This window comes from Labrenzia sp. VG12 (assembly GCF_002237595.1).
Classification (GTDB): domain Bacteria; phylum Pseudomonadota; class Alphaproteobacteria; order Rhizobiales; family Stappiaceae; genus Roseibium.
Genome location: NZ_CP022529.1, coordinates 4205435 through 4223976 on the forward strand (window position 1 = coordinate 4205435; position 18542 = coordinate 4223976).

An 18542-nucleotide genomic window follows, 5' to 3' on the forward strand; every position below is an offset into this window, starting at 1 on the left:
AAACAGGGAGTGTTAACAAAAAGTAAAGGCGCGAACTCTAGCGAGTCGCGCCTCTGGATAGTGTGAGATCCGGATCGGATCAAGTGTTCATGCTGTCGAAGAAGTCGTCGTTGGACTTGGTCTGTTTCAGCTTGTCGAGCAGGAACTCGACCGCATCGACCGTGCCCATCGGGTTGAGGATCCGGCGCAGAACAAAGGTCTTCTTGAGCCGCTCGTGCGGAACCAGAAGCTCTTCCTTGCGGGTGCCGGAGCGCTGGATATCGATCGCAGGATAAACGCGCTTGTCGGAAATCTTCCGGTCCAGGATGATTTCGGAGTTACCCGTCCCCTTGAACTCTTCGAAGATGACTTCGTCCATGCGGCTGCCGGTGTCGATCAGAGCGGTCGCGATGATCGTCAGAGAACCGCCCTCTTCAATGTTACGGGCAGCACCGAAGAAACGCTTCGGCCGCTGCAGCGCATTGGCGTCGACACCACCGGTCAGGACCTTGCCCGAGGACGGCACGACGGTGTTGTAGGCACGGCCCAGGCGGGTGATGGAATCGAGCAGGATGACAACGTCGCGACCATGCTCGGTCAGGCGCTTGGCCTTTTCAATCACCATCTCGGCAACCTGCACGTGGCGGGAGGCGGGTTCGTCGAAGGTCGACGACACCACTTCCCCGTTCACGGTGCGCTGCATGTCAGTCACTTCTTCCGGACGTTCATCGATCAGAAGAACGATCAGATAACATTCCGGGTGATTGTTGGTGATCGACTTGGCAATGTTCTGAAGGAAGACGGTCTTACCCGTGCGCGGCGGTGCGGTGATCAGGGCGCGCTGGCCCTTCCCGAGCGGCGCAACCAGGTCGATGACCCGGGAAGACAGATCCTTGATGGTCGGATCTTCGATTTCCATCCGGAAACGTTCGTCCGGATAAAGAGGTGTCAGGTTGTCGAAGTGAACCTTGTGCCGGGCTTTTTCCGGATCTTCGAAATTGATGGTGTTCACTTTCAGAAGGGCAAAGTAGCGTTCGCCTTCTTTCGGGCTGCGAATCTGCCCTTCGACTGTGTCCCCTGTCCGCAGGGAAAAACGGCGGATCTGCGAGGGTGAGACGTAAATATCGTCCGGGCCCGGCAGGTAGTTCGCATCGGGAGATCTGAGGAAGCCGAAGCCGTCCTGCAGGACCTCGACGACGCCTTCGCCGATAATTTCCACATCCTGGGCCGCGAGGTTCTTCAGGATGGCGAACATCAGCTCCTGCTTGCGCATGGTGCTGGCGTTTTCGACTTCAAGCTCCTCGGCAAATTGGAGCAGCTCTGTCGGTGTTTTTTCTTTTAGGTCTTTGAGTTTCATTTCCCGCATCGAGTTGGGGTTTGATTTGTTGTTTTGGATGAGATTTGGAAGGTCGTTCTGAGCCGGATGTGATGGGTCGGCCAGAAGATATCTGAGAGACTTTTAGACGTGTCCAGATTGTCCGGCATCTGCGGTGCGACTGAAAACGTGCACTGCGCCGTTAGAAGATGGGCGGAAGATACGTCGTTTTATGGTAAAGCGCAAGCCGGGAAAACTGCCAGTTTTTTAGGCTACCGACATGTCCGGCCATCTGTGAAATGGGCAGCCGCTGTCCAGCCGCCGCCCATAACTCCCGTTGAGGCAATTCAGAACGGTTTGACGATCACGAAAATGACGATGCCGATCATCAGGACCGTCGGCACCTCATTGAGGATCCGGTAGTAACGCGCCGGCTTCGTGTTTTCGTCCCTGGCAAACTTTTTCACGCAGCTGCTCAGGTGACCGTGAACCCCGGACATCAAGAGAACGAACAGGAACTTGGCGTGGAACCAGCCGTCCTGCCAGGCCTGCAGTTCCCAGGCCAGCCAGAGACCGAAGAGCCAGGAGGCGATCATGGCCGGATTGATGATGGCCTTCAGAAGACGGCGCTCCATTACCTTGAAGGTTTCCGACTGAACGGAGCCCGGTTCGGCATCGACATGATAGACGAAGAGCCGGGGCAGGTAGAGCATGCCCGCCATCCAGGCGATGATCGAAATGACGTGAAGCGCCTTGATCCAGAGAAAGAGATCCACGGCTCAGCCTTTCCTGACCAGTTCGACCATGCGGGCCACGTTCTCCGGATCCGCATCCGGTGTCACGCCGTGACCCAGATTGAAAACCAGGGGACCCTTGTCGAAGGTTTTCAGGATGTGATCGACCCCGTCTTCCAGCGCCTTGCCGCCGGCAACCAGCCGCATCGGATCGAGATTGCCCTGGATCGGCACTTTCTTCTGGATATTCAGGGCCACCTCATCCGGCGCCGTCCAGTCAAAGCCGACCGCGTCCACTCCCGTGCCCTCCACATAGGCTGCCATGCGGGCGGAAGAGGCTTTCGGAAATCCGATGATCTTGGCGTCGGGACGTTCCTTGCGCACGCCGTCGACAATCCGCCGTGTCGGTTCGATCGACCAGCGCTTGAAACCGGCCTCGTCGAGAACACCAGCCCAGGTGTCGAAGATCTGCACCGCGTCGGCACCTGCATCGAGCTGGCGGATCAGATAGCGGATCGAAGCCGTTACCAGCTGGTCGATGAACCGCTGCATCAGATCCGGGTTCCGATAGGCACCAACACGCGCGGCAACCTGATCCTGGGTGGTGTGGCCGGCGACGGAATAACACGCAACGGTCCAGGGAGCGCCACAGAAGCCCAACAGGGTCGTTTCCGTGGGCAGCTCGGCGCGAAGCCGCGAAACCGTCTCTATGACCGGTTTGAGATGATCCTCGGCTCTGTCCTGCTCCAGACGATCCAGGAGGTCGGATGAGAGAGGTTCCAGAACAGGACCCCGTCCTTCTTCAAAACGAACCGGGTACCCGATCGCGTCCGGTACGACGAAGATGTCGGAAAACAGAATGCTTGCATCAAAGCCATACCGGCGTATCGGCTGGAGAGTGACTTCGGTTGCAAGGTCGGGCGTGTAGCAGAACTCCAGGAAGTTGGCTGCCTGGGATCGAACCTTGCGATATTCGGGAAGGTAGCGTCCTGCCTGACGCATCATCCAGATGGGGGGCGGCCAGAGTTTTTCTCCTGAGAGAACCCGCATCACTGCCCTGTCTTTGGATTGCATGAGGTTGCGCCTTTCCCACATTTCAAATCAATAAAGATTCTTATTTTGAATCTGTTTTTTCTATTTGTGCGTGGATTACCGGGATCATTTTCTGTCCACAATCCATGCGGCTGATTTTCTTGGCGGGAAAAATCGGCGCGATTGTGCAGCAGATTTCCTCCCCAGGAGTCGATAACAGAATAAGCGCAGATATTCCAACCGCTTGCTCGCGTGTTTACGTTTCGTTAAGGAATTGGGCGTCAGTGGACAGTCTGTCGATATGTCACAGCGGACATGTTAATCCACATCCATGCACATCCGTTTCGGCATCGGTTTGCGCGCGTTTAAGCATTGTTAACAATTTCGGCTGAGCGGGCATAAACTTCGTGATAGGCACAAGGCTGAAACCGATCTGCCCAAATCATCAACAGGCCTGGGGATGACACCGTGAACAAGTCGAGACACTACTTTCACCTGCATCTTGTGTCCGACTCCACCGGAGAAACCCTGATGACCGTGGCGCGCGCTGCAACGGTTCAATACGAAAATGTCCAGGAAATCGAGCATGTCTATCCGCTCGTGCGATCGCAAAAACAGCTTGATCGGGTCATCAGCGAAATCAGCAAGGCGCCGGGGATAGTTCTCTACACGCTGGTCGACGAGGAAATCGCCAAGCGGCTGGAGATGAAGTGCCGCGAACTCGGTGTTCCCTTTGTCAACATTCTGGATCCGGTCTTTGCGGTCTTCCAGTCCTATCTGAATGTGACCCAGACCCACCGGATTGGTGGCCAGCACGAGCTGGACGCGGAATATTTCCAGCGCATGGAAGCGCTGAACTACACGATGATGCATGACGACGGCCAGATCTGGGACGATCTGGAATCCGCGGATATTGTGCTGCTCGGCATTTCGCGCACGTCGAAGACGCCGACCTGCATCTATCTGGCCAATCGCGGCATCAAGGCCGCGAATGTCCCGCTGGTGCCCGGTATTCCCCTTCCCGACCATGTGAAAAAGCTGAAAACACCGATGATCGTCGGTTTGATTGCCTCGGCCGAACGCATTCAGCAGATCCGCCGGAACCGGGTGCTGTCGCTGAATTCGGAAGGCTATAACGACACTTATGTGGATCGGAAGGAAATCTCCCAGGAGATCAACATGACCCGGCGCCTGTGCTCCGAGCAGGGCTGGCCGTTGATTGATGTGACGCGCCGGTCTGTGGAAGAAACGGCGGCGGAGATCCTCACATTGTTCAAGGACTACAAGGAAAAGCGGGAAGATGCCGGCGAAGAAAATCTTTGAGCGCGGCACCAGACTGAAGGAATGGCAATGACACTGGTTTTGGCGAGCGGCAGTAAAATCCGCGCGGAACTTCTGAAAAATGCAGGGCTCGCAATCGAGATTGACCCGGCGGATGTCGACGAGCGTGCCGTTGAAGCTCCGCTGCTGGAAGCAGGTTTCCCGCCGGAGGATCTTGCCAGCGTTCTGGCGGAAGCCAAGGCAAATGACGTCAGCGCGCGACGGCCGGGGGACCTTGTCATCGGTGCGGATCAGATCCTGGCCTTTGAAGGAGAACGCCGCACCAAGCCCGAGGACATGGAAGCGGCGCGCAGGCAATTGCTGGCCTTTTCAGGCAAAACCCACGAGCTGCATTCCGCCGTGGTGATTTCCAGGGATGGCGAAGCAATCTGGCGGCAGGTTTCGACCGCCCGTCTGACGATGCGCGACCTGACACCGGAATTCATCGGTCACTACCTGGCAAATGCAGGCGAAGCGGTGCTTTCCAGTGTCGGCGCCTATCAGCTGGAAAGCCTTGGCGTGCAATTGTTTGAAAAGATTGACGGCGACTATTTCACGATTCTGGGGCTGCCGTTGCTGCCTCTACTGGGTGAATTGCGCGCCCTGGAGGTGATCGAGACATGAGTGAGGCCTTTCGAAAAGCGGCCATCACCGGTCACCCGGTTGCGCATTCCCGCTCGCCACTGGTGCATGGCTACTGGCTGAAAAAACACAGAATTTCAGGAAGTTACGAGAGGGTAGACGTTGCCCCGGAACAGGCCGGCGACTTTTTTCGCAATTTCGCGCGCTCTGGTCTCAATGGTGCCAACGTCACTGTGCCGCACAAGGAAGTGGCGGCCGGAAGCTGTGATTGGCTTGATGAGGCAGCAGAGGCCATGGGTGCGGCCAATACGCTCTGGCTGGATGAGGACGGCCGGCTTTGCGGTGCCAATACCGATGGGCTCGGCTTTCTCGGAAATCTCGACCAGCTTGCGCCTGGCTGGGACGTTTCACGTGAATCGGCTGTGGTGCTGGGAGCTGGCGGTGCGGCGCGCGCCATTGTCTGGGCGTTGCTCTCCCGAAACTTCACAGCGGTGCATATCGTCAACCGGACTTACGAAAAAGCCATAGCACTTGTGGAGGAGTTTGGCTCCGGAACGGTTGCTTATACCTGGGACAAGCTGGGGACAGTTCTTGGAGAAGCGGACCTGCTGGTCAACACGACCGCTCTTGGCATGACTGGCAAGGCACCGCTTGAAATCGATCTGCAACCCTTGCCGGAAGGCGCGCTGGTGACGGATATTGTCTATGCGCCTCTCGAAACAGACCTGTTGAAACAGGCGGCGCAGCGCGGCCACCAGACAGTGGACGGGCTCGGCATGCTGCTGCACCAGGCGGTGCCTGGTTTCGAGCGCTGGTTTGGTGTCCGCCCGGAGGTGGATGACGACCTGCGCAATCTTGTTCTTGCCGATCTTGGAGTGACCGCGTGATCCGGATCGGCCTTACCGGCTCCATCGGCATGGGCAAATCGACAACGGCCAAGATGTTTGCCGCTGAAGGTGTGCCCGTTCATGACGCGGATGCAACGGTGCATATGCTGTATGCCGGGCGGGCGGCTCCCCTCGTGGAAGCTGCATTCCCGGGAACGGTTCGGGACGGCAGGGTCGACCGCCAGCTGCTCTCCCCGCATGTGCTGGGCCAACCGGAAGCGATGAAAAAGCTGGAAAGCATCGTGCACCCGCTGGTACGTGAGGAGGAGCAGGCCTTTCTTGACAAGGCCCGCGCGGACCGCCGCCGCCATGTGATGATGGATATCCCGCTCCTGTTTGAAGCAGGCGGTGAAAGGCGGGTCGACGTGATCGTGGTGGTGACCGCGGACGCCGAGATCCAGCGACAGCGTGTCCTTGCACGGCCCGACATGACGAAGGAGCGGTTCGAGGCGATCCTGTCCAAGCAGATGCCGGATGCGGAAAAACGGAAACGCGCCCACTTCCTGGTGGACACCGGCCTCGGCATGGGCCCAGCACAGCGGCAGGTCCGGGCGATACTTAAAGCGCTGGCCGGCTGTTGTTAGAACGCTTTGGCCGAGTTGTTTGCAACTCAGCCGCGCTTCACCCACCAACGTCATACTGAGTGTCTGGCCCGAACTCGCCCTGTCTATTGTCATCCCCGCGAAAGCGGGGACCCAGTAACCTCATGAATCGGCTCTAAAAATTGAAATCTAACCTCACGGATTCCTGGTTTCCCGCTTTCGCGGGAATGACAAATGTGAGTGAAGCATTCGCCCCGGCCACCACTGTCGTCATCCTGAGGAGCCGCGTTAGCGGCGTCTCGAAGGACGGGCCACTTGTTGGGAGCTTGCCGCGGACCGGACCTTGCGGTCCTTCTCAGGATGACGCTGTGGCAAGTAGCAGCTCTGTTTAACCTGAATTTCCCCGAACACCGTGGAAAACCGGCCCGTCCCCTTGTCTCCTCACGGCTAACCTGCACAGTAAATCGAAGAGGCAAAAGGCAGACAAATGCGCGAAATTTCCTTCGATACGGAAACAACAGGACTGAATCCGCGCGGCGGCGACCGATTGGTCGAAATCGGCGGCGTGGAGCTGATCAATCATATTCCGACCGGAAATGTCTATCACGTCTATATCAACCCGCAGCGCGACATGCCGGAAGAGGCCTTCAAGGTGCACGGCCTTTCGGAAGAGTTTCTGAGAGACAAGCCCCTGTTTGAGCAGGTTGCCGATGAATTTCTCGAATTTGTCGGTGATGCGACACTGGTCATCCACAATGCCGCCTTTGACATGGGCTTCATCAACATGGAGCTGGAGCGCGCGGGACGGCGGACGATTTCCAACGACCAGGTGCTCGACACGCTGGACATGGCCCGGCGCAAGCGGCCAAGCGGACCCAATTCCCTCGATGCGCTGTGTTCGCGCTATGGCATCGACAATTCCAAGCGTGTCAAACACGGCGCGTTGCTCGATGCGGAAATTCTGGCAGAAGTTTACCTGGAGCTGATCGGCGGACGGCAAAGGGGTCTTGGCCTGATGCCGGAGGAAGAGGACACGTCTTCGGCAAGCGGTTCGACCGAACCCGGCGAACTCGGCACCTTCAACGCCCGCCCGCGGCCGACGCCTCTGAAACGGCCGGCCCTTGAAAGCGAATTCGAGGCCCACAAGGCTTTCCTTGAAGGCATGGGCGAAAAGGCGCTTTGGGCGAAATACGGCGGCTGACGGGCTTGTCCGTTCTGGTCACTCGTCGCTTGTGCCCAAGATGTCAACATCCAGGCCGATGCCCCGCACTCCCAGCATTTGAATGGTCTCAGGGCTGAGATCAAAGCCGCCCATCGTTTCCTCCAGAAACAGACTACTGCAAATACTGATCTGAAAACGTCCTGAAATTTCTCTCCAGACGGCGGTGTCTTGAGTTAAAGCGGCAAGAAGGTCACGGATTTGGGCGTCTAGATTTTCAGGTCTGCAATTGTCGGCGCAGATTTCCCAAAAGCCTGTCTTTGCAGTTCGCTTTCGCCCGAGTGCCGTCAGCACCACTTCGTCTTTTTGATGGGTCCTGTCCGGTTTTTGTTCCAGCAGGCGGGATATCTCTTCCGGGACGAGATCATCTCCTTTGATCCAAAGTCTTGTTCTTGATTCACTGATTACCGGCAAGGTGATGCCTCAATTGGTATTGCGTTTTGATCAATTGGCGCCGAGCAACCACCGCGCCGTCTCGAAATGCCGCTCGGAATAGTCGCTGGAAAAGGCCCAGGCCATGGTCTGGGCAATGGTCCAGTGCCGTGCCCGTTCGCGGTCAAGGCCAAGCTCTTCCGACAGTCTGTCCAGCCGGTAAAGCGCTGCGTTTTTGCTGTGTCCGAATTCGAAGCTTCTGACGATCGGGCTTAAGGAAAAGGCCGGGTCGCCGACCAGGGGCTTCGGATCGATCGCAAGCCACCCACTCCGTTCTGAGGACAGGACGTTGTGACCGTGGAGATCCTGGTGGAGCAGCACCAGATCGGTTTCATCTTTCGGCAGGTCCGAGGCCGCCGCCATGGCAGCGTCCACCAGACGCCGCTCACAGGGTCTTCCCGCATCTTCCCAATCGCTTTCCAGGCTGTTTCGCCAGAGCGCTGCTTCTTCTGAAAGGCGCGTAAAGGGTGGGCCGGCCGGTTTCAGCAAGTTTTTCAGCAGCCCTGAGAGAACGGCCAAAGGATCGACGTCAGGATCATCGGCCAGAAATTGCCCGGGCCGGCAACGTTCCAGAAGCATGGCATTCAGGTCAGGCGCGTGGTCAAGCAGCCGGATCGCGCCCTGGCCGTCCCAGTGCTTCAATGCGTCCGCTTCAAACCGGCATTCCCGATCTGGAAATTGCAGTTTCAGGACCGCGTCGGCTCCGTGACGTTTAGCGGGCAGAACGTAAGACACATTGCCACTTGAAAACGGATCCCCAACCTGCTGCAGCTGAAACCTGTCGCGACACTGCGCAAGCAGGTCCGGCAGGCATTTCAGCCAATTGCGGCCGTCTTCCCGTTTTTCCAGCCATGACAAGGACGCCGGGTACACGAAGCAATTCGTTTCGCCGGGCTCTGTCATGCCTGAAGATCTTTTCGATGCTCAGAGCATGGATGGCAGGACGCGGTCCGGCGGACGGTGGCCGTCCATGAAGGTCTTGATGTTGATGATGACCTTCTCGCCCATCTCGATACGGCCCTCGATGGTGGCAGAGCCCATATGCGGCAGCAGCACCACGTTTTCCAGCTTGACCAGCTTCGGGTTGACCGCAGGCTCGTGTTCGAAAACGTCGAGACCGGCTCCCGCCAGCTCCCCGCCTTCGATCATCCGGATGAGTGCGTTTTCGTCCATGACCTCGCCGCGGGCCGTGTTGACCACATAGGCATCCTGTTTCAGGAGCTTCAGCCGGCGGGCGGACAGGAGATGGAACGTGCCCGGCGTGTGCGGGCAGTGGATTGATACCACGTCCATGCGCGCCAGCATCTGGTCGAGGCTCTCCCAATAGGTGGCTTCCAGGTCTTCTTCGACACCTTCCGGCAGGCGGCGGCGGTTGTGATAATGGATCGACATGCCGAAAGCCTTGGCGCGGCGGGCAACGGCCTGTCCGATGCGGCCCATGCCGATGATGCCGAGGCGTTTGCCCCAGATCCGGTGGCCCAGCATCCAGGTTGGCGACCAGCCGGCCCAATCGCCGGACTCAATTGCCTTGATGCCTGTGGCAAGACGCCGCGGCACGGCCAGGATCAGCGCCATGGTCATGTCGGCAGTGTCTTCGGTCAGGACACCCGGCGTGTTGGTGACATTGATGCCGCGGTTGTTGGCGCTGACAACGTCGATATTGTCGACACCATTGCCGAAATTGGCGATCAGCTTGAGATTTTCGCCGGCCTGAGACAGGACGGACGAATCGATTCGGTCGGTCACCGTCGGCACCAGCACATCGGCCGTTCGCACGGCTTCGACCAGCTCGGCCTGGCTGAAGGGCCTGTCATTTTCATTGAGTCGCGTTTCGAAAAGTTCGCGCATCCGCGTTTCGACCACTTCCGGAAGTTTCCGGGTGACAACAACGACAGGCTTCTTTTTCGCCATACCAAACTGCCTTTCGCGCTTCGTTAAGGTTCTGTTAACCTCAACGGGACCACTTTGACGCCGCGCGTGACGCGAGCGGAAGAGACCATACCCTTTTCCTTACCAGATGGTCCGGCAGAAACAAGGGATCGGTTTCATTCGCCGCGCTTTCCCAGCCGAAGGAATTGCCAACGCTGGTTTTCACGCAAATTATTCGCTACAGCTTTGCCTCAGAACAGCGATCAATAACAATTGGACAACCGGACATAATGGCTTCTACGTACGCAGCGACCCGGCTCTTTCTGTGTCTCATGGCATTTGTGGTCGGGCTTGCCGCCGTGCCGGCTTCCGCCTGGGCGCAGGGAAACGGAACCCGGGCCACCGATTTGCCGTTGCCGCGCTTTGTCAGCCTCAAATCCGACCGGGTGAACGTGCGCATCGGCCCGTCCCGGGAACACAAGATTGCCTGGACATTCGTCCAGTCCGGTTTGCCGGTGGAAATCATCCAGGAGTTCGAAAACTGGCGCCAGATCCGTGACTGGGAAGGCAAGACCGGCTGGGTGTTCCACTCGCTCCTGTCGGGCCGCCGGACGGCCCTGATCACGCCCTGGGAAAAGTCCAATCTGACACCGCTGCGTGCCCGGTCCCGGTCCGATGCCAATATTGTCGCCGAACTGGAACCCTTCGTCCTGACATCCATCACCGAATGTGCCGGTGGCTGGTGCCGGGTCAATGGCGACAATTACGACGGCTGGCTCGACCAGACGCGTCTCTTCGGCGTTTATCCCGACGAGACCCTGGAGGACTGATCGGGGAAGCAGTGACTTTCTCGAGCCTGTGAATTGGCTGTTTGAGCATCTTCCTCTCCTTGTCATCCCGGTTCGGCGTTAGCTGAGACCGGGACAAATAAAAAAAGGCGGCCAGTCGGCCGCCTTTTTCGATTCCAGCCAGTCAGCAGCTTCAGTCTGCCTTGACTTCCTGAGCCTTCAGCTCTTCGAGGCGTGGCATGGACATGATGTTGTAGCCGCTGTCGACAAAATGCACTTCGCCGGTGACGCCGCCGGACAGGTCCGACAGCAGATAGAGGCCGGTTCCGCCGATTTCGTCGAGGGAAACGGTCCGGCAAAGCGGCGAATTGCGCTTCTGGAAGTTGAACATCAGCCGGGCGTCCGAAACACCGGACCCTGCCAAAGTGCGCACGGGGCCGGCGGAGATCGCATTCACACGGATGTTCTGTTCGCCATAGTCCACGGCCAGGTAACGGACAGAGGATTCCAGGGCCGCCTTGGCAACGCCCATGACGTTGTAGTTCGGCATGACCTTGGTCGAGCCGCCATAGGTCAGCGTGACCAGCGAACCGCCATTCGGCATGATGGCTGCTGCGCGCTTGGCGATCTCCGTGAAGGAGAAGCAGGAGATCATCATGGTGCGGGTGAAGTTTTCCCGCGTGGTGTCGGCATATTTGCCGCGCAGCTCCGACTTGTCGGAAAAGGCCACGGCGTGCACCAGGAAGTCGATGCTGCCCCAGTCTTCCTTGAGACGATCAAACACCGCGTCGACCGAGGCAACGTCTTCCACATCGCACGGGACGAGGATATTCGAGCCGACGGAGTCAGCGAGCGGCTTGGCGCGTTTGCCGAAAGCTTCACCCTGATAGGTGAAGGCAAGTTCGGCGCCGTGATCGGCAAGGGTCTTGGCGATCCCCCAGGCAATGGAGTGATCGTTGGCAACGCCCATGATCAGGCCGCGTTTGCCCTTCATCAGTTCAGACATTCAAAGCTCCTCAACCGTGATAGCGCGACAGCGCAAGCGAGGCGTTGGTGCCGCCGAAGCCGAAGCTGTTGGAAAGGACCGTGTCGAGGCCGGCATTGTCGACCCGCTCAGTGACGATTTCCTCCGGCTTCAGGGCCGGATCGAGTTCGTTCACATTGGCCGAGGCCGTGATGAAATCGTTCTGCAGCATCAGGAGGCAATAGATCGCTTCCTGGACACCGGTCGCGCCCAGGCTGTGGCCGGTGAGCGACTTGGTCGAGGACGCCGGCGGCTGGTTTTCGCCGAAGACCCGGCGGATCGCCTCGATCTCGCCGACATCGCCGACCGGGGTCGAGGTGCCGTGCGTGTTGATGTAGTCGACCTTGCGATCGCCAAGGGTTTCGATGGCAAGACGCATGCAGCGCTCGCCGCCTTCCCCGGACGGGGCCACCATGTCGTAGCCGTCGGAATTGGCGGCATAGCCGGTGACTTCGGCATAGATTTTCGCGCCACGGGCCTTGGCGTGTTCCAGTTCCTCCAGAACGACAACACCACCACCACCGGCAATGACAAAACCGTCGCGGGTTGCGTCATAGGCACGGGCAGCTGTTTCCGGGGTGTCGTTATATTTGGAAGACATGGCGCCCATGGCGTCGAACAGGCAGGACAGGGTCCAGTCGAGTTCCTCGCCGCCACCGGCAAACATCACGTCCTGCTTGCCGAACTGGATCTGTTCGGTGGCTGCCCCGATGCAGTGCGCGGAGGTCGAGCAGGCCGAGGTGATGGAATAGTTGATGCCCTTGATCTTGAACGGTGTTGCCAGGCAGGCAGAGTTGGTCGAGCTCATGCCGCGGGTCACCATGAACGGGCCCATGCGCTTGGGTGCGCCCTTTTCCAGAACGATCTGGTGCGCCTGGAACAGGTTCTTGGTGGACGGCCCACCGGAGCCCATGATCAGGCCGGTGCGGGTGTTGGAGATATCGCTCTCCTCAAGCCCGGAATCGGCGATCGCCTGCTCCATGGAGATGTAGTTATAGGCGGCACCATCGCCCATGAACCGCAGCTGACGCTTGTCGATCAGCGAGGGAATATCGACATTCGGCATGCCGTGCACCTGGCTGCGGAAGCCGTGTTCGGCGTAATCCGGAGCAAAGCTGATGCCCGATTTGCCTTCCCTGAGGCTGGCCAGCACTTCCTGTGCGTTTGATCCGATGGAAGATACGATTCCCAGACCGGTGACGACAACGCGTCTCATTGCGGACTCCTATGGTCTTATCCGGCACGGCATGGCTTCAAGGAGTTCAGCAGCCTGCCGGCCTGTATGTAATATGCAAACCGGCGCTTCCAATCAGAAAGAAGCGCCGGCGAAACAGTCGATCATGCGAATGGGTGTCAGACTTTTGACAGGCCCACGCGCAGGTCGGTTGCCTTGTAGATCTGTTCACCGTCGGCTTTCAGCCAGCCATCGGCAATGCCCAGCACCAGACGGCCCTTCATGACCCGCTTGAAGTCGATGCCGTATTCAACCAGCTTGACGTCCGGCGTGACCATGCCCTTGAACTTGATTTCGCCGGTCGAGAGCGCCATGCCCTTGCCTTCCAGACCCTGCCAGCCAAGGTGAAAGCCGGTCAGCTGCCAAAGGGCGTCCAGTCCGAGGCAGCCCGGCATGATCGGATTGCCCTGGAAGTGACACGGGAAGAACCAGAGGTCCGGCTTGATGTCGAACTCGGCGCGGGCATATCCCTTGTCATACTCACCGCCGGTTTCCGAGATATCGGTGATCCGGTCGAACATCAGCATCGGCGGCAGCGGCAATTGTGCGTTGCCCGGGCCAAACAGCTCGCCGCGGCCGCAGGCGAGCAGGTCTTCATAATCGTAGCTGGAGCGGCGCTCGGTCATTCAGGATCCGTTTTTTGTGTCCCGCCCGCGTTCAGACAAGGGCCGGATTGGTTTGTTTTCGGTTCGATTGCGGCGCCTTCCTACCACAGGGGAACCATGACCGAAAGATGTCACTTGCGCGAAGTTGCTGGGTTTTTCCGGTCTTTTACTCGATTTCAGCATTATCCGTGACGTTGTCCGGCCTCCCTTGCCGGATCGGACCTGTCGTTTAAAACTTGCATCTTGGGTGCAAGAAATGGCAGATATAGGCCCATGATCGTGGAAACGCGGCCGGAAAACAAGCTTGCCGCGCGCTGATTGCGCCCACAAAACCGTGTTTGAAGACCTGGATCGGAACGGAATGACAACACACATGGCATCAGAAATTGCCGGCAAGGATGTGACCGGCATGCTGCGGACAGCGGGTCTGCGGCCGACACGCCAACGTGTATCCCTGGCGGAACTGCTCTATTCGAAGGGCGACCGTCATATCTCCGCCGAGTTGCTCCATGAGGAAGCCGTGGCCGCCAACGTGCCGGTCTCGCTGGCAACCGTCTACAACACGCTGCACCAGTTCACCGAAGTCGGGCTTCTGCGTGAAGTCGCGATCGATGGCAACAAGACCTATTTCGACACCAACACCTCCGATCACCACCACTTCTTCATTGAAGGCGAAAACCGGGTGATCGACATTCCGGGCGAAGGTGTTGGCATCGGCAGCCTGCCGGAAGCACCGGAAGGCATGGAAGTCGTGCGTGTCGATGTGGTTGTCCGGGTGCGCGAAAAGCGCTGACCGTCAGCCGAGACCGGCTTCGACGTAGCGCAGTTTCCAGACATAGTAGTTGGCGGTGGAGCCGATCTCCTCCAGATGGCGCTGTCCGCTGGGCTCAAACCCCAGTTTGAGCAGCAGGTTGGCGGAGCGGTCATTGTCCGGATGGGTGATCGCGCAAAGAGTGCGCAAGTTGAGTTCACCTGCGGAAAAATCCAGAACAGCCTGGCCGGCTTCCCGTCCATATCCCTTGCCGCGGTGACAGGACAGAAAGGCAAATCCGAGATCCGGGTATTTCAGCTCCTTGCGCACCACCAGACCGCAGACGCCGATCGGTTCACCCGTCTCCTTCAATTCCACCAGCCACAGCCCAACGCCCTGGGCGGCAAACCGGACCAGCGACTTTGACTTGATGTAGGTGGCCGCGTCTTCCGGGCTGTCAATTCCGTAGTCATGGATGAACCGCTTGTAGTCGGGCTCACTCATCAGCGTTTGGTAAAAAACGGCATCGTTGGGAGACGGCAGGCGGAAACGCAGGCGTTCGCTGGTCGGAAAAGGTCCAAGCGGAAAGGTCACGCGGCGCTCTCCTTGTCGATCTGGGCTTTGGTGCGAAGAGCGATCTCCGGAACGGCGTCGAAAGGTTCCTTTTCCGGGCTGCGGCAGAGATCGTAGATGACGCAGCGCCGGCATTCCGGTTTGCGCGCCTTGCAGATGTAGCGCCCATGCAGGATCAGCCAGTGGTGGGCATGCAGGGAAAACTCCTTGGGCACCGCCTTTTCCATCGCCTTTTCGACATCCAGTGGCGTCTTGCCCGGTGCGATGCCGATACGGTTGCCGAGGCGGAAAAGGTGGGTGTCGACGGCAATGGTCGGATGCCCGAAAAAGATGTTCAGCACCACATTGGCGGTCTTGCGGCCGACGCCGGGCAGCTTTTCCAGCGCTTCGCGGTCTTCCGGAACCTCGCCGCCATGATCTCTGATCAGCTGTTCGGACAGGAGAATGACGTTCTTGGCCTTGGTCTTGAAAAGACCGATGGTGCGGATTTCCTCGCGCACCTTGTCTTCGCCCAGCGCGACCATCTTCTCAGGTGTGTCGGCAATCTCGAACAGGTGTTTGGTTGCCCGGTTGACACCGACATCGGTTGCCTGTGCCGACAGGACCACGGCGACCAGCAGCGTATAGGCGTTGACATAGTCAAGTTCGCCTTCCGGTTCCGGATTGTCGGCATGAAAGCGCTGGAAAATGGCGTAGGTCTCGGCCTTGGAATAGCGAGACCGTTTCAGGACCCTGCCCGGATTGTCCACGGAGGGCGCTTTCCGTTTTGGCTTGGCTTTCGAGGCGGGGCGTTTGGATGCCTTGGCGGCGGCGGGGCTCTTTGCTTGGCTCATGTTCTCTCTATAATCAGACCTCATGAGCGAGAACAATCCGAAACCCGAGCCGGAGGACGATTTTGAGCGGCGCAACCGGCCGTTTTTTACAGCCGTGCTGACGCCACACCGGTCTCTTGGCCCGAATGGTTTCCTGATCCTGATGATCTGTTTCGGCCTGATCTGTTTTGTCTCCGGGATCGTGTTCCTGAGCATTGGCGCCTGGCCGGTCTTCGGCTTCTTCGGGCTCGATATCGCTCTTCTGTGGTTTGCCTTCCGTCTGAACTACCGGTCCGCGCAGGCGTTTGAGGAAGTCTCCGTGTCCCGCACGGAGATCGTCATCCGCAAGGTGGGACCCGGAAAACGCTTCCAGGAATATTCCTTCAATCCCGTCTGGGTCCGGCTGAAAATCGACCGGTTGGAGGATGAAGGCGTGGTTGCCGTGTCGCTGACCAGCCGCGGGGAAAGCATTGACTTGGGCAATTTCTTGAATCCGGACGATCGCACCAGTTTTGCCGGCGCCATTGCCAACGCGCTTGCGGTTGCCAAGGCAGGCGGCGTCTAGGGACCTGACCCTAAGGTTCCTGTTCCGCTGATTGCGGCTGAACGCGCAGTGTCGCAAGCAGAACGACAAGAGCTGTCACTGAACTTGCCGCAGCGACCAGCAGAACCGTTCTGAAATCCGTGGCCGTGGCGATGAAGCCCATGGACACGCTGCCGATCAGCCCGCCCAGAAAGAGGCTGTTCATGTAGACGGCCGTTGCGCGGCCGGGACGGTCCGGTGCGAAACTCTGGACAAAGCTGATGGCAACGCCGGCAAAAAGCCCATAATAGGTTCCTTCCAGCATGGAAACCGCGATGACCTGCCACAACTGGGTGACTTCGGCGAAGAGAAGCATGCTGGTGGCGGCCAGGACGGCGGCCAGCATCAGCACCTGGCGGATGCCGATGCGCTCGGCCAGCCGGACAGAACCAAAAATGACGAACACTTCGAGAAGGCATTTCACGGAGAGGGACAGGCCAGGTGTTTGCCCGGGCAGGCCGACTTCCTGCACGAAATAAAGGGGCATCGCAGAGACAAACAGCGAATTGGTGATCACGAATCCAAGGCAAATCAGCCCCGCCACCATCAGGCCCCAGTTGATCGGATCTTTGCCGCGATCCGATTTCGGGCGCGGTTCGGCTTTGAATTGAGCCGGCACCACGATTTGCCAGAGGGTGGCATAGGCCAGACCGATCCCGAAGGCCACGGCAAACGCCGAAGTGAAACCGAATGCAGCCACCAGCGAGAAGGAAAGGGCCGGACCGATCATCCAGGCAAGAGACACCGTCATGCGCAGCCAGGAATTGACCCGGGTGATATCCAGTCCCTCTCGTTCCGCATAAAGCCGGCCGAAGGTGAAGATGATGCCTGACCCGGTGTTGGAAAGGCTCGTCAGGGGGGCCACCAGCAACAGGAGCATCCAGAGATTGCTTACCTGTGTGAGCAGGGCCGAAACGGTCAGAAAGGCGAAAACGGAAAAGCGCAGCAGGCGTCGGACTGCATAACCATGGTCGAGCCTCTCCCCGGCCCAGCGATTTGCGACCAGCGTCAGTGGCAGAACGATGCCGGTATAAAGACCGATCTGCCAGGGCGCAGCGCCAAGGCCTTCGACGATGAAGAAGCTCATCAACGGTATCAGGGCGGAGACGCCCAGCGACTGCGAAAACTGAAGAAAAAGGATTAGCACCACCTGCCGGGGGAGCTGAAACGACATGAACACGGAGAAACCTGGAGACCGGAGGAAATAGGGTCACAAGCCTAGGCCGGAACCGTTCTTCTGTCACCAGATCAGTTGTCTGAAACGCAATTGCCACCGCACACGCTTGCCGCAATCGATTTGGTCTTCCCCGCCCGGCGTTGAAAACCTGAACGTCTATTGAGCGCCTTGCTCATCTCCCGTTCAGATTCGGGTGGCTAAGAAGCATCATCTTTTTGATTCTCAATTCGAAAATCATGTGATCCCGGGCAGGGAACCGGATTTCGAACAATCGGATTTGCAGGTATGTGGAAGACACTTTTGGGAAGCGGCCTTCTGGCTGCAGGGCTTTTTGCGCTGGGCGGGTGTGCGGCTGTCACCAAGGAACAATGCGTGGCCGGAGACTGGGCGGATCTCGGCAAGGCCCACGCCTCGGTTGGCAAGCCAACCAGTCATCTGGACGAAGTGGTCAAGAGCTGCGGCAAGCACGGGATCACGCCGGACACAAATGCCTATCTGTCTGGCTGGCATCGCGGCGTTCAGAATTACTGCACACCGCTCAATGGCTTCACCCTCGGAAAACAATACAAGACCAAGTCGCCGATCTGCCCACCTGCCCTCGCTTCCCGCTTCGAGCATGCCTATCAGCTGGGATTTGTGATCTGGACTGCTGAAAACAGGGTTGATGACGCGCGATCGGAGGTCAGGTCCCTGGAAGATCGGCTTGACCGCCTGGAAGACGACCTGACCGATCTGGACTGCAAATCGAAAACCAGGAAAGACGATCGCAAGGAGTGTCGCAAGAAACGCAAGCGCCTGCGCGGCAAGGTCCGGGATACCGAATATGATCTGAGGGCTGCCCGCGACGACCTGGAAGATACCCGCATCGAGGCGGAAATTGTGACGGCCCGGATCAATGCGGAGGCCGGCCGGCAATTTGGCTGGTAGTTGTGAAACGCGCTTGTGGCCGATCCTTCTAGACGCCGCTTAAGCGGCTCTTGAGGATCTGGCCCAAAAGTGATGGCCGGGGCGAATGCTTCAGTCACATTTGTCATTCCCGCGAAAGCGGGAAACCAGGACTCCGTGAGGTTAGATTTTATTTATA

Annotated in this window: 21 protein-coding genes; 9 read left to right on the top strand and 12 right to left on the bottom strand. The window is 58.4% G+C overall.

The genetic code is table 11. The features are described from left to right. Positions 1 to 79 precede the first annotated feature (79 nt). From rho to hemE, 3 genes are all read right to left on the bottom strand, one after another. Complete coding sequence (gene rho / locus CHH27_RS19545) at positions 80 to 1345, bottom strand: transcription termination factor Rho (RefSeq protein WP_094073074.1); 1266 nt, start codon at positions 1343 to 1345, stop codon at positions 80 to 82. Between the two features lie 296 nt (positions 1346 to 1641). Next, entirely contained in the window at positions 1642 to 2070 is a 429-nt protein-coding gene (hemJ, locus tag CHH27_RS19550) for a protoporphyrinogen oxidase HemJ (RefSeq protein WP_094073075.1), read from the bottom strand. A 3-nt stretch (positions 2071 to 2073) separates the two neighbouring features. After that, entirely contained in the window at positions 2074 to 3102 is a 1029-nt protein-coding gene (gene hemE / locus CHH27_RS19555; RefSeq protein ID WP_094074879.1) for a uroporphyrinogen decarboxylase, read from the bottom strand. Between the two features lie 426 nt (positions 3103 to 3528). Between hemE and CHH27_RS19560 the strand changes: the two genes are divergently transcribed. The 5 genes from CHH27_RS19560 (at position 3529) to dnaQ (ending at position 7592) form a co-directional block, all read left to right on the top strand. Beyond that, complete coding sequence (locus CHH27_RS19560; protein WP_198338256.1) at positions 3529 to 4383, top strand: pyruvate, water dikinase regulatory protein; 855 nt, start codon at positions 3529 to 3531, stop codon at positions 4381 to 4383. 21 nt (positions 4384 to 4404) lie between these two features. Beyond that, on the top strand, positions 4405 to 5004 hold the full coding sequence (locus tag CHH27_RS19565; protein WP_094073076.1) for a Maf-like protein: 600 nt from the start codon (positions 4405 to 4407) through the stop codon (positions 5002 to 5004). After that, positions 5001 to 5849, top strand: a complete 849-nt coding sequence (locus CHH27_RS19570) for a shikimate dehydrogenase (RefSeq protein WP_094073077.1) — start codon at positions 5001 to 5003, stop codon at positions 5847 to 5849. Before CHH27_RS19565 ends, CHH27_RS19570 begins: the two co-directional genes overlap by 4 nt. Next, positions 5846 to 6433, top strand: a complete 588-nt coding sequence (gene coaE, locus CHH27_RS19575; protein WP_094073078.1) for a dephospho-CoA kinase — start codon at positions 5846 to 5848, stop codon at positions 6431 to 6433. The genes CHH27_RS19570 and coaE overlap by 4 nt, the downstream gene beginning before the upstream one ends. 445 nt (positions 6434 to 6878) lie before the next feature. Further along, the gene (dnaQ, locus tag CHH27_RS19580) at positions 6879 to 7592 is read left to right on the top strand and encodes a DNA polymerase III subunit epsilon (protein WP_094073079.1); all 714 of its coding nucleotides are present in this window, start codon (positions 6879 to 6881) and stop codon (positions 7590 to 7592) included. An 18-nt stretch (positions 7593 to 7610) separates the two neighbouring features. Here dnaQ and CHH27_RS19585 read toward each other — a convergent pair whose 3' ends face one another. The 3 genes from CHH27_RS19585 to CHH27_RS19595 are packed head-to-tail and all read right to left on the bottom strand — an operon-like array spanning position 7611 to position 9953. After that, the gene (locus CHH27_RS19585; RefSeq protein WP_157738999.1) at positions 7611 to 8024 is read right to left on the bottom strand and encodes a DUF4279 domain-containing protein; all 414 of its coding nucleotides are present in this window, start codon (positions 8022 to 8024) and stop codon (positions 7611 to 7613) included. Between the two features lie 30 nt (positions 8025 to 8054). Beyond that, complete coding sequence (locus CHH27_RS19590; RefSeq protein WP_094073081.1) at positions 8055 to 8945, bottom strand: aminoglycoside phosphotransferase family protein; 891 nt, start codon at positions 8943 to 8945, stop codon at positions 8055 to 8057. Positions 8946 to 8966: 21 nt separating this feature from the next. Continuing rightward, positions 8967 to 9953, bottom strand: a complete 987-nt coding sequence (locus tag CHH27_RS19595; RefSeq protein WP_094073082.1) for a D-glycerate dehydrogenase — start codon at positions 9951 to 9953, stop codon at positions 8967 to 8969. A gap of 248 nt (positions 9954 to 10201) precedes the next feature. Here CHH27_RS19595 and CHH27_RS19600 point away from each other — a divergent pair, with 248 nt between their 5' ends. Beyond that, the gene (locus CHH27_RS19600; protein ID WP_247646133.1) at positions 10202 to 10741 is read left to right on the top strand and encodes an SH3 domain-containing protein; all 540 of its coding nucleotides are present in this window, start codon (positions 10202 to 10204) and stop codon (positions 10739 to 10741) included. A gap of 151 nt (positions 10742 to 10892) precedes the next feature. On the opposite strand, the gene fabI is transcribed toward CHH27_RS19600, so the two are convergent. The 3 genes from fabI to fabA all read right to left on the bottom strand — a co-directional run bounded on the left by fabI (position 10893) and on the right by fabA (position 13583). Further along, positions 10893 to 11705, bottom strand: coding sequence for an enoyl-ACP reductase FabI (gene fabI / locus CHH27_RS19605; RefSeq protein ID WP_094073084.1), 813 nt, complete (start codon positions 11703 to 11705; stop codon positions 10893 to 10895). Between the two features lie 10 nt (positions 11706 to 11715). Further along, positions 11716 to 12939, bottom strand: coding sequence for a beta-ketoacyl-ACP synthase I (gene fabB / locus CHH27_RS19610; protein WP_094073085.1), 1224 nt, complete (start codon positions 12937 to 12939; stop codon positions 11716 to 11718). Positions 12940 to 13076: 137 nt separating this feature from the next. After that, a complete protein-coding gene (gene fabA, locus CHH27_RS19615; protein WP_094073086.1) occupies positions 13077 to 13583 on the bottom strand; it encodes a 3-hydroxyacyl-[acyl-carrier-protein] dehydratase FabA in 507 nt (168 codons plus the stop codon). A gap of 352 nt (positions 13584 to 13935) precedes the next feature. On the opposite strand from fabA, the gene irrA reads away from it, so the two are divergent. Further along, positions 13936 to 14355: an iron response transcriptional regulator IrrA gene (gene irrA / locus CHH27_RS19620; RefSeq protein WP_208988295.1), complete on the top strand. Its 420-nt coding sequence runs from the start codon at positions 13936 to 13938 to the stop codon at positions 14353 to 14355. Positions 14356 to 14358: 3 nt separating this feature from the next. On the opposite strand, the gene CHH27_RS19625 is transcribed toward irrA, so the two are convergent. Both CHH27_RS19625 and nth read right to left on the bottom strand, forming a co-directional pair. Next, positions 14359 to 14907 (bottom strand): GNAT family N-acetyltransferase, encoded by a 549-nt coding sequence (locus tag CHH27_RS19625; RefSeq protein ID WP_157739000.1) that lies wholly within the window; start codon positions 14905 to 14907, stop codon positions 14359 to 14361. Then, positions 14904 to 15719 carry an endonuclease III gene (gene nth, locus CHH27_RS19630; RefSeq protein WP_094073088.1) on the bottom strand — a complete coding sequence of 272 codons (816 nt, stop codon included), beginning with the start codon at positions 15717 to 15719 and terminating at the stop codon, positions 14904 to 14906. Before nth ends, CHH27_RS19625 begins: the two co-directional genes overlap by 4 nt. 22 nt (positions 15720 to 15741) lie before the next feature. On the opposite strand from nth, the gene CHH27_RS19635 reads away from it, so the two are divergent. Beyond that, positions 15742 to 16263, top strand: a complete 522-nt coding sequence (locus CHH27_RS19635) for a DUF2244 domain-containing protein (protein ID WP_094073089.1) — start codon at positions 15742 to 15744, stop codon at positions 16261 to 16263. A 10-nt stretch (positions 16264 to 16273) separates the two neighbouring features. Here CHH27_RS19635 and CHH27_RS19640 read toward each other — a convergent pair whose 3' ends face one another. Next, entirely contained in the window at positions 16274 to 17455 is a 1182-nt protein-coding gene (locus CHH27_RS19640; protein WP_094073090.1) for an MFS transporter, read from the bottom strand. A 288-nt stretch (positions 17456 to 17743) separates the two neighbouring features. Between CHH27_RS19640 and CHH27_RS19645 the strand changes: the two genes are divergently transcribed. Beyond that, positions 17744 to 18385, top strand: coding sequence for a DUF2799 domain-containing protein (locus CHH27_RS19645; RefSeq protein ID WP_094073091.1), 642 nt, complete (start codon positions 17744 to 17746; stop codon positions 18383 to 18385). Positions 18386 to 18542 lie beyond the last annotated feature (157 nt).

Coding starts and splice junctions, on each gene's coding strand:
- rho (WP_094073074.1), bottom strand. CDS start 1,345: ATGCGGGAAATGAAACTCAAAGACCTAAAAGAAAAAACACCGACAGAG.
- hemE (WP_094074879.1), bottom strand. CDS start 3,102: ATGCAATCCAAAGACAGGGCAGTGATGCGGGTTCTCTCAGGAGAAAAA.
- CHH27_RS19565 (WP_094073076.1), top strand. CDS start 4,405: ATGGCAATGACACTGGTTTTGGCGAGCGGCAGTAAAATCCGCGCGGAA.
- CHH27_RS19570 (WP_094073077.1), top strand. CDS start 5,001: ATGAGTGAGGCCTTTCGAAAAGCGGCCATCACCGGTCACCCGGTTGCG.
- dnaQ (WP_094073079.1), top strand. CDS start 6,879: ATGCGCGAAATTTCCTTCGATACGGAAACAACAGGACTGAATCCGCGC.
- CHH27_RS19590 (WP_094073081.1), bottom strand. CDS start 8,945: ATGACAGAGCCCGGCGAAACGAATTGCTTCGTGTACCCGGCGTCCTTG.
- CHH27_RS19595 (WP_094073082.1), bottom strand. CDS start 9,953: ATGGCGAAAAAGAAGCCTGTCGTTGTTGTCACCCGGAAACTTCCGGAA.
- CHH27_RS19600 (WP_247646133.1), top strand. CDS start 10,202: ATGGCTTCTACGTACGCAGCGACCCGGCTCTTTCTGTGTCTCATGGCA.
- fabI (WP_094073084.1), bottom strand. CDS start 11,705: ATGTCTGAACTGATGAAGGGCAAACGCGGCCTGATCATGGGCGTTGCC.
- fabB (WP_094073085.1), bottom strand. CDS start 12,939: ATGAGACGCGTTGTCGTCACCGGTCTGGGAATCGTATCTTCCATCGGA.
- fabA (WP_094073086.1), bottom strand. CDS start 13,583: ATGACCGAGCGCCGCTCCAGCTACGATTATGAAGACCTGCTCGCCTGC.
- irrA (WP_208988295.1), top strand. CDS start 13,936: ATGGCATCAGAAATTGCCGGCAAGGATGTGACCGGCATGCTGCGGACA.
- nth (WP_094073088.1), bottom strand. CDS start 15,719: ATGAGCCAAGCAAAGAGCCCCGCCGCCGCCAAGGCATCCAAACGCCCC.
- CHH27_RS19635 (WP_094073089.1), top strand. CDS start 15,742: ATGAGCGAGAACAATCCGAAACCCGAGCCGGAGGACGATTTTGAGCGG.
- CHH27_RS19640 (WP_094073090.1), bottom strand. CDS start 17,455: ATGTCGTTTCAGCTCCCCCGGCAGGTGGTGCTAATCCTTTTTCTTCAG.
- CHH27_RS19645 (WP_094073091.1), top strand. CDS start 17,744: ATGTGGAAGACACTTTTGGGAAGCGGCCTTCTGGCTGCAGGGCTTTTT.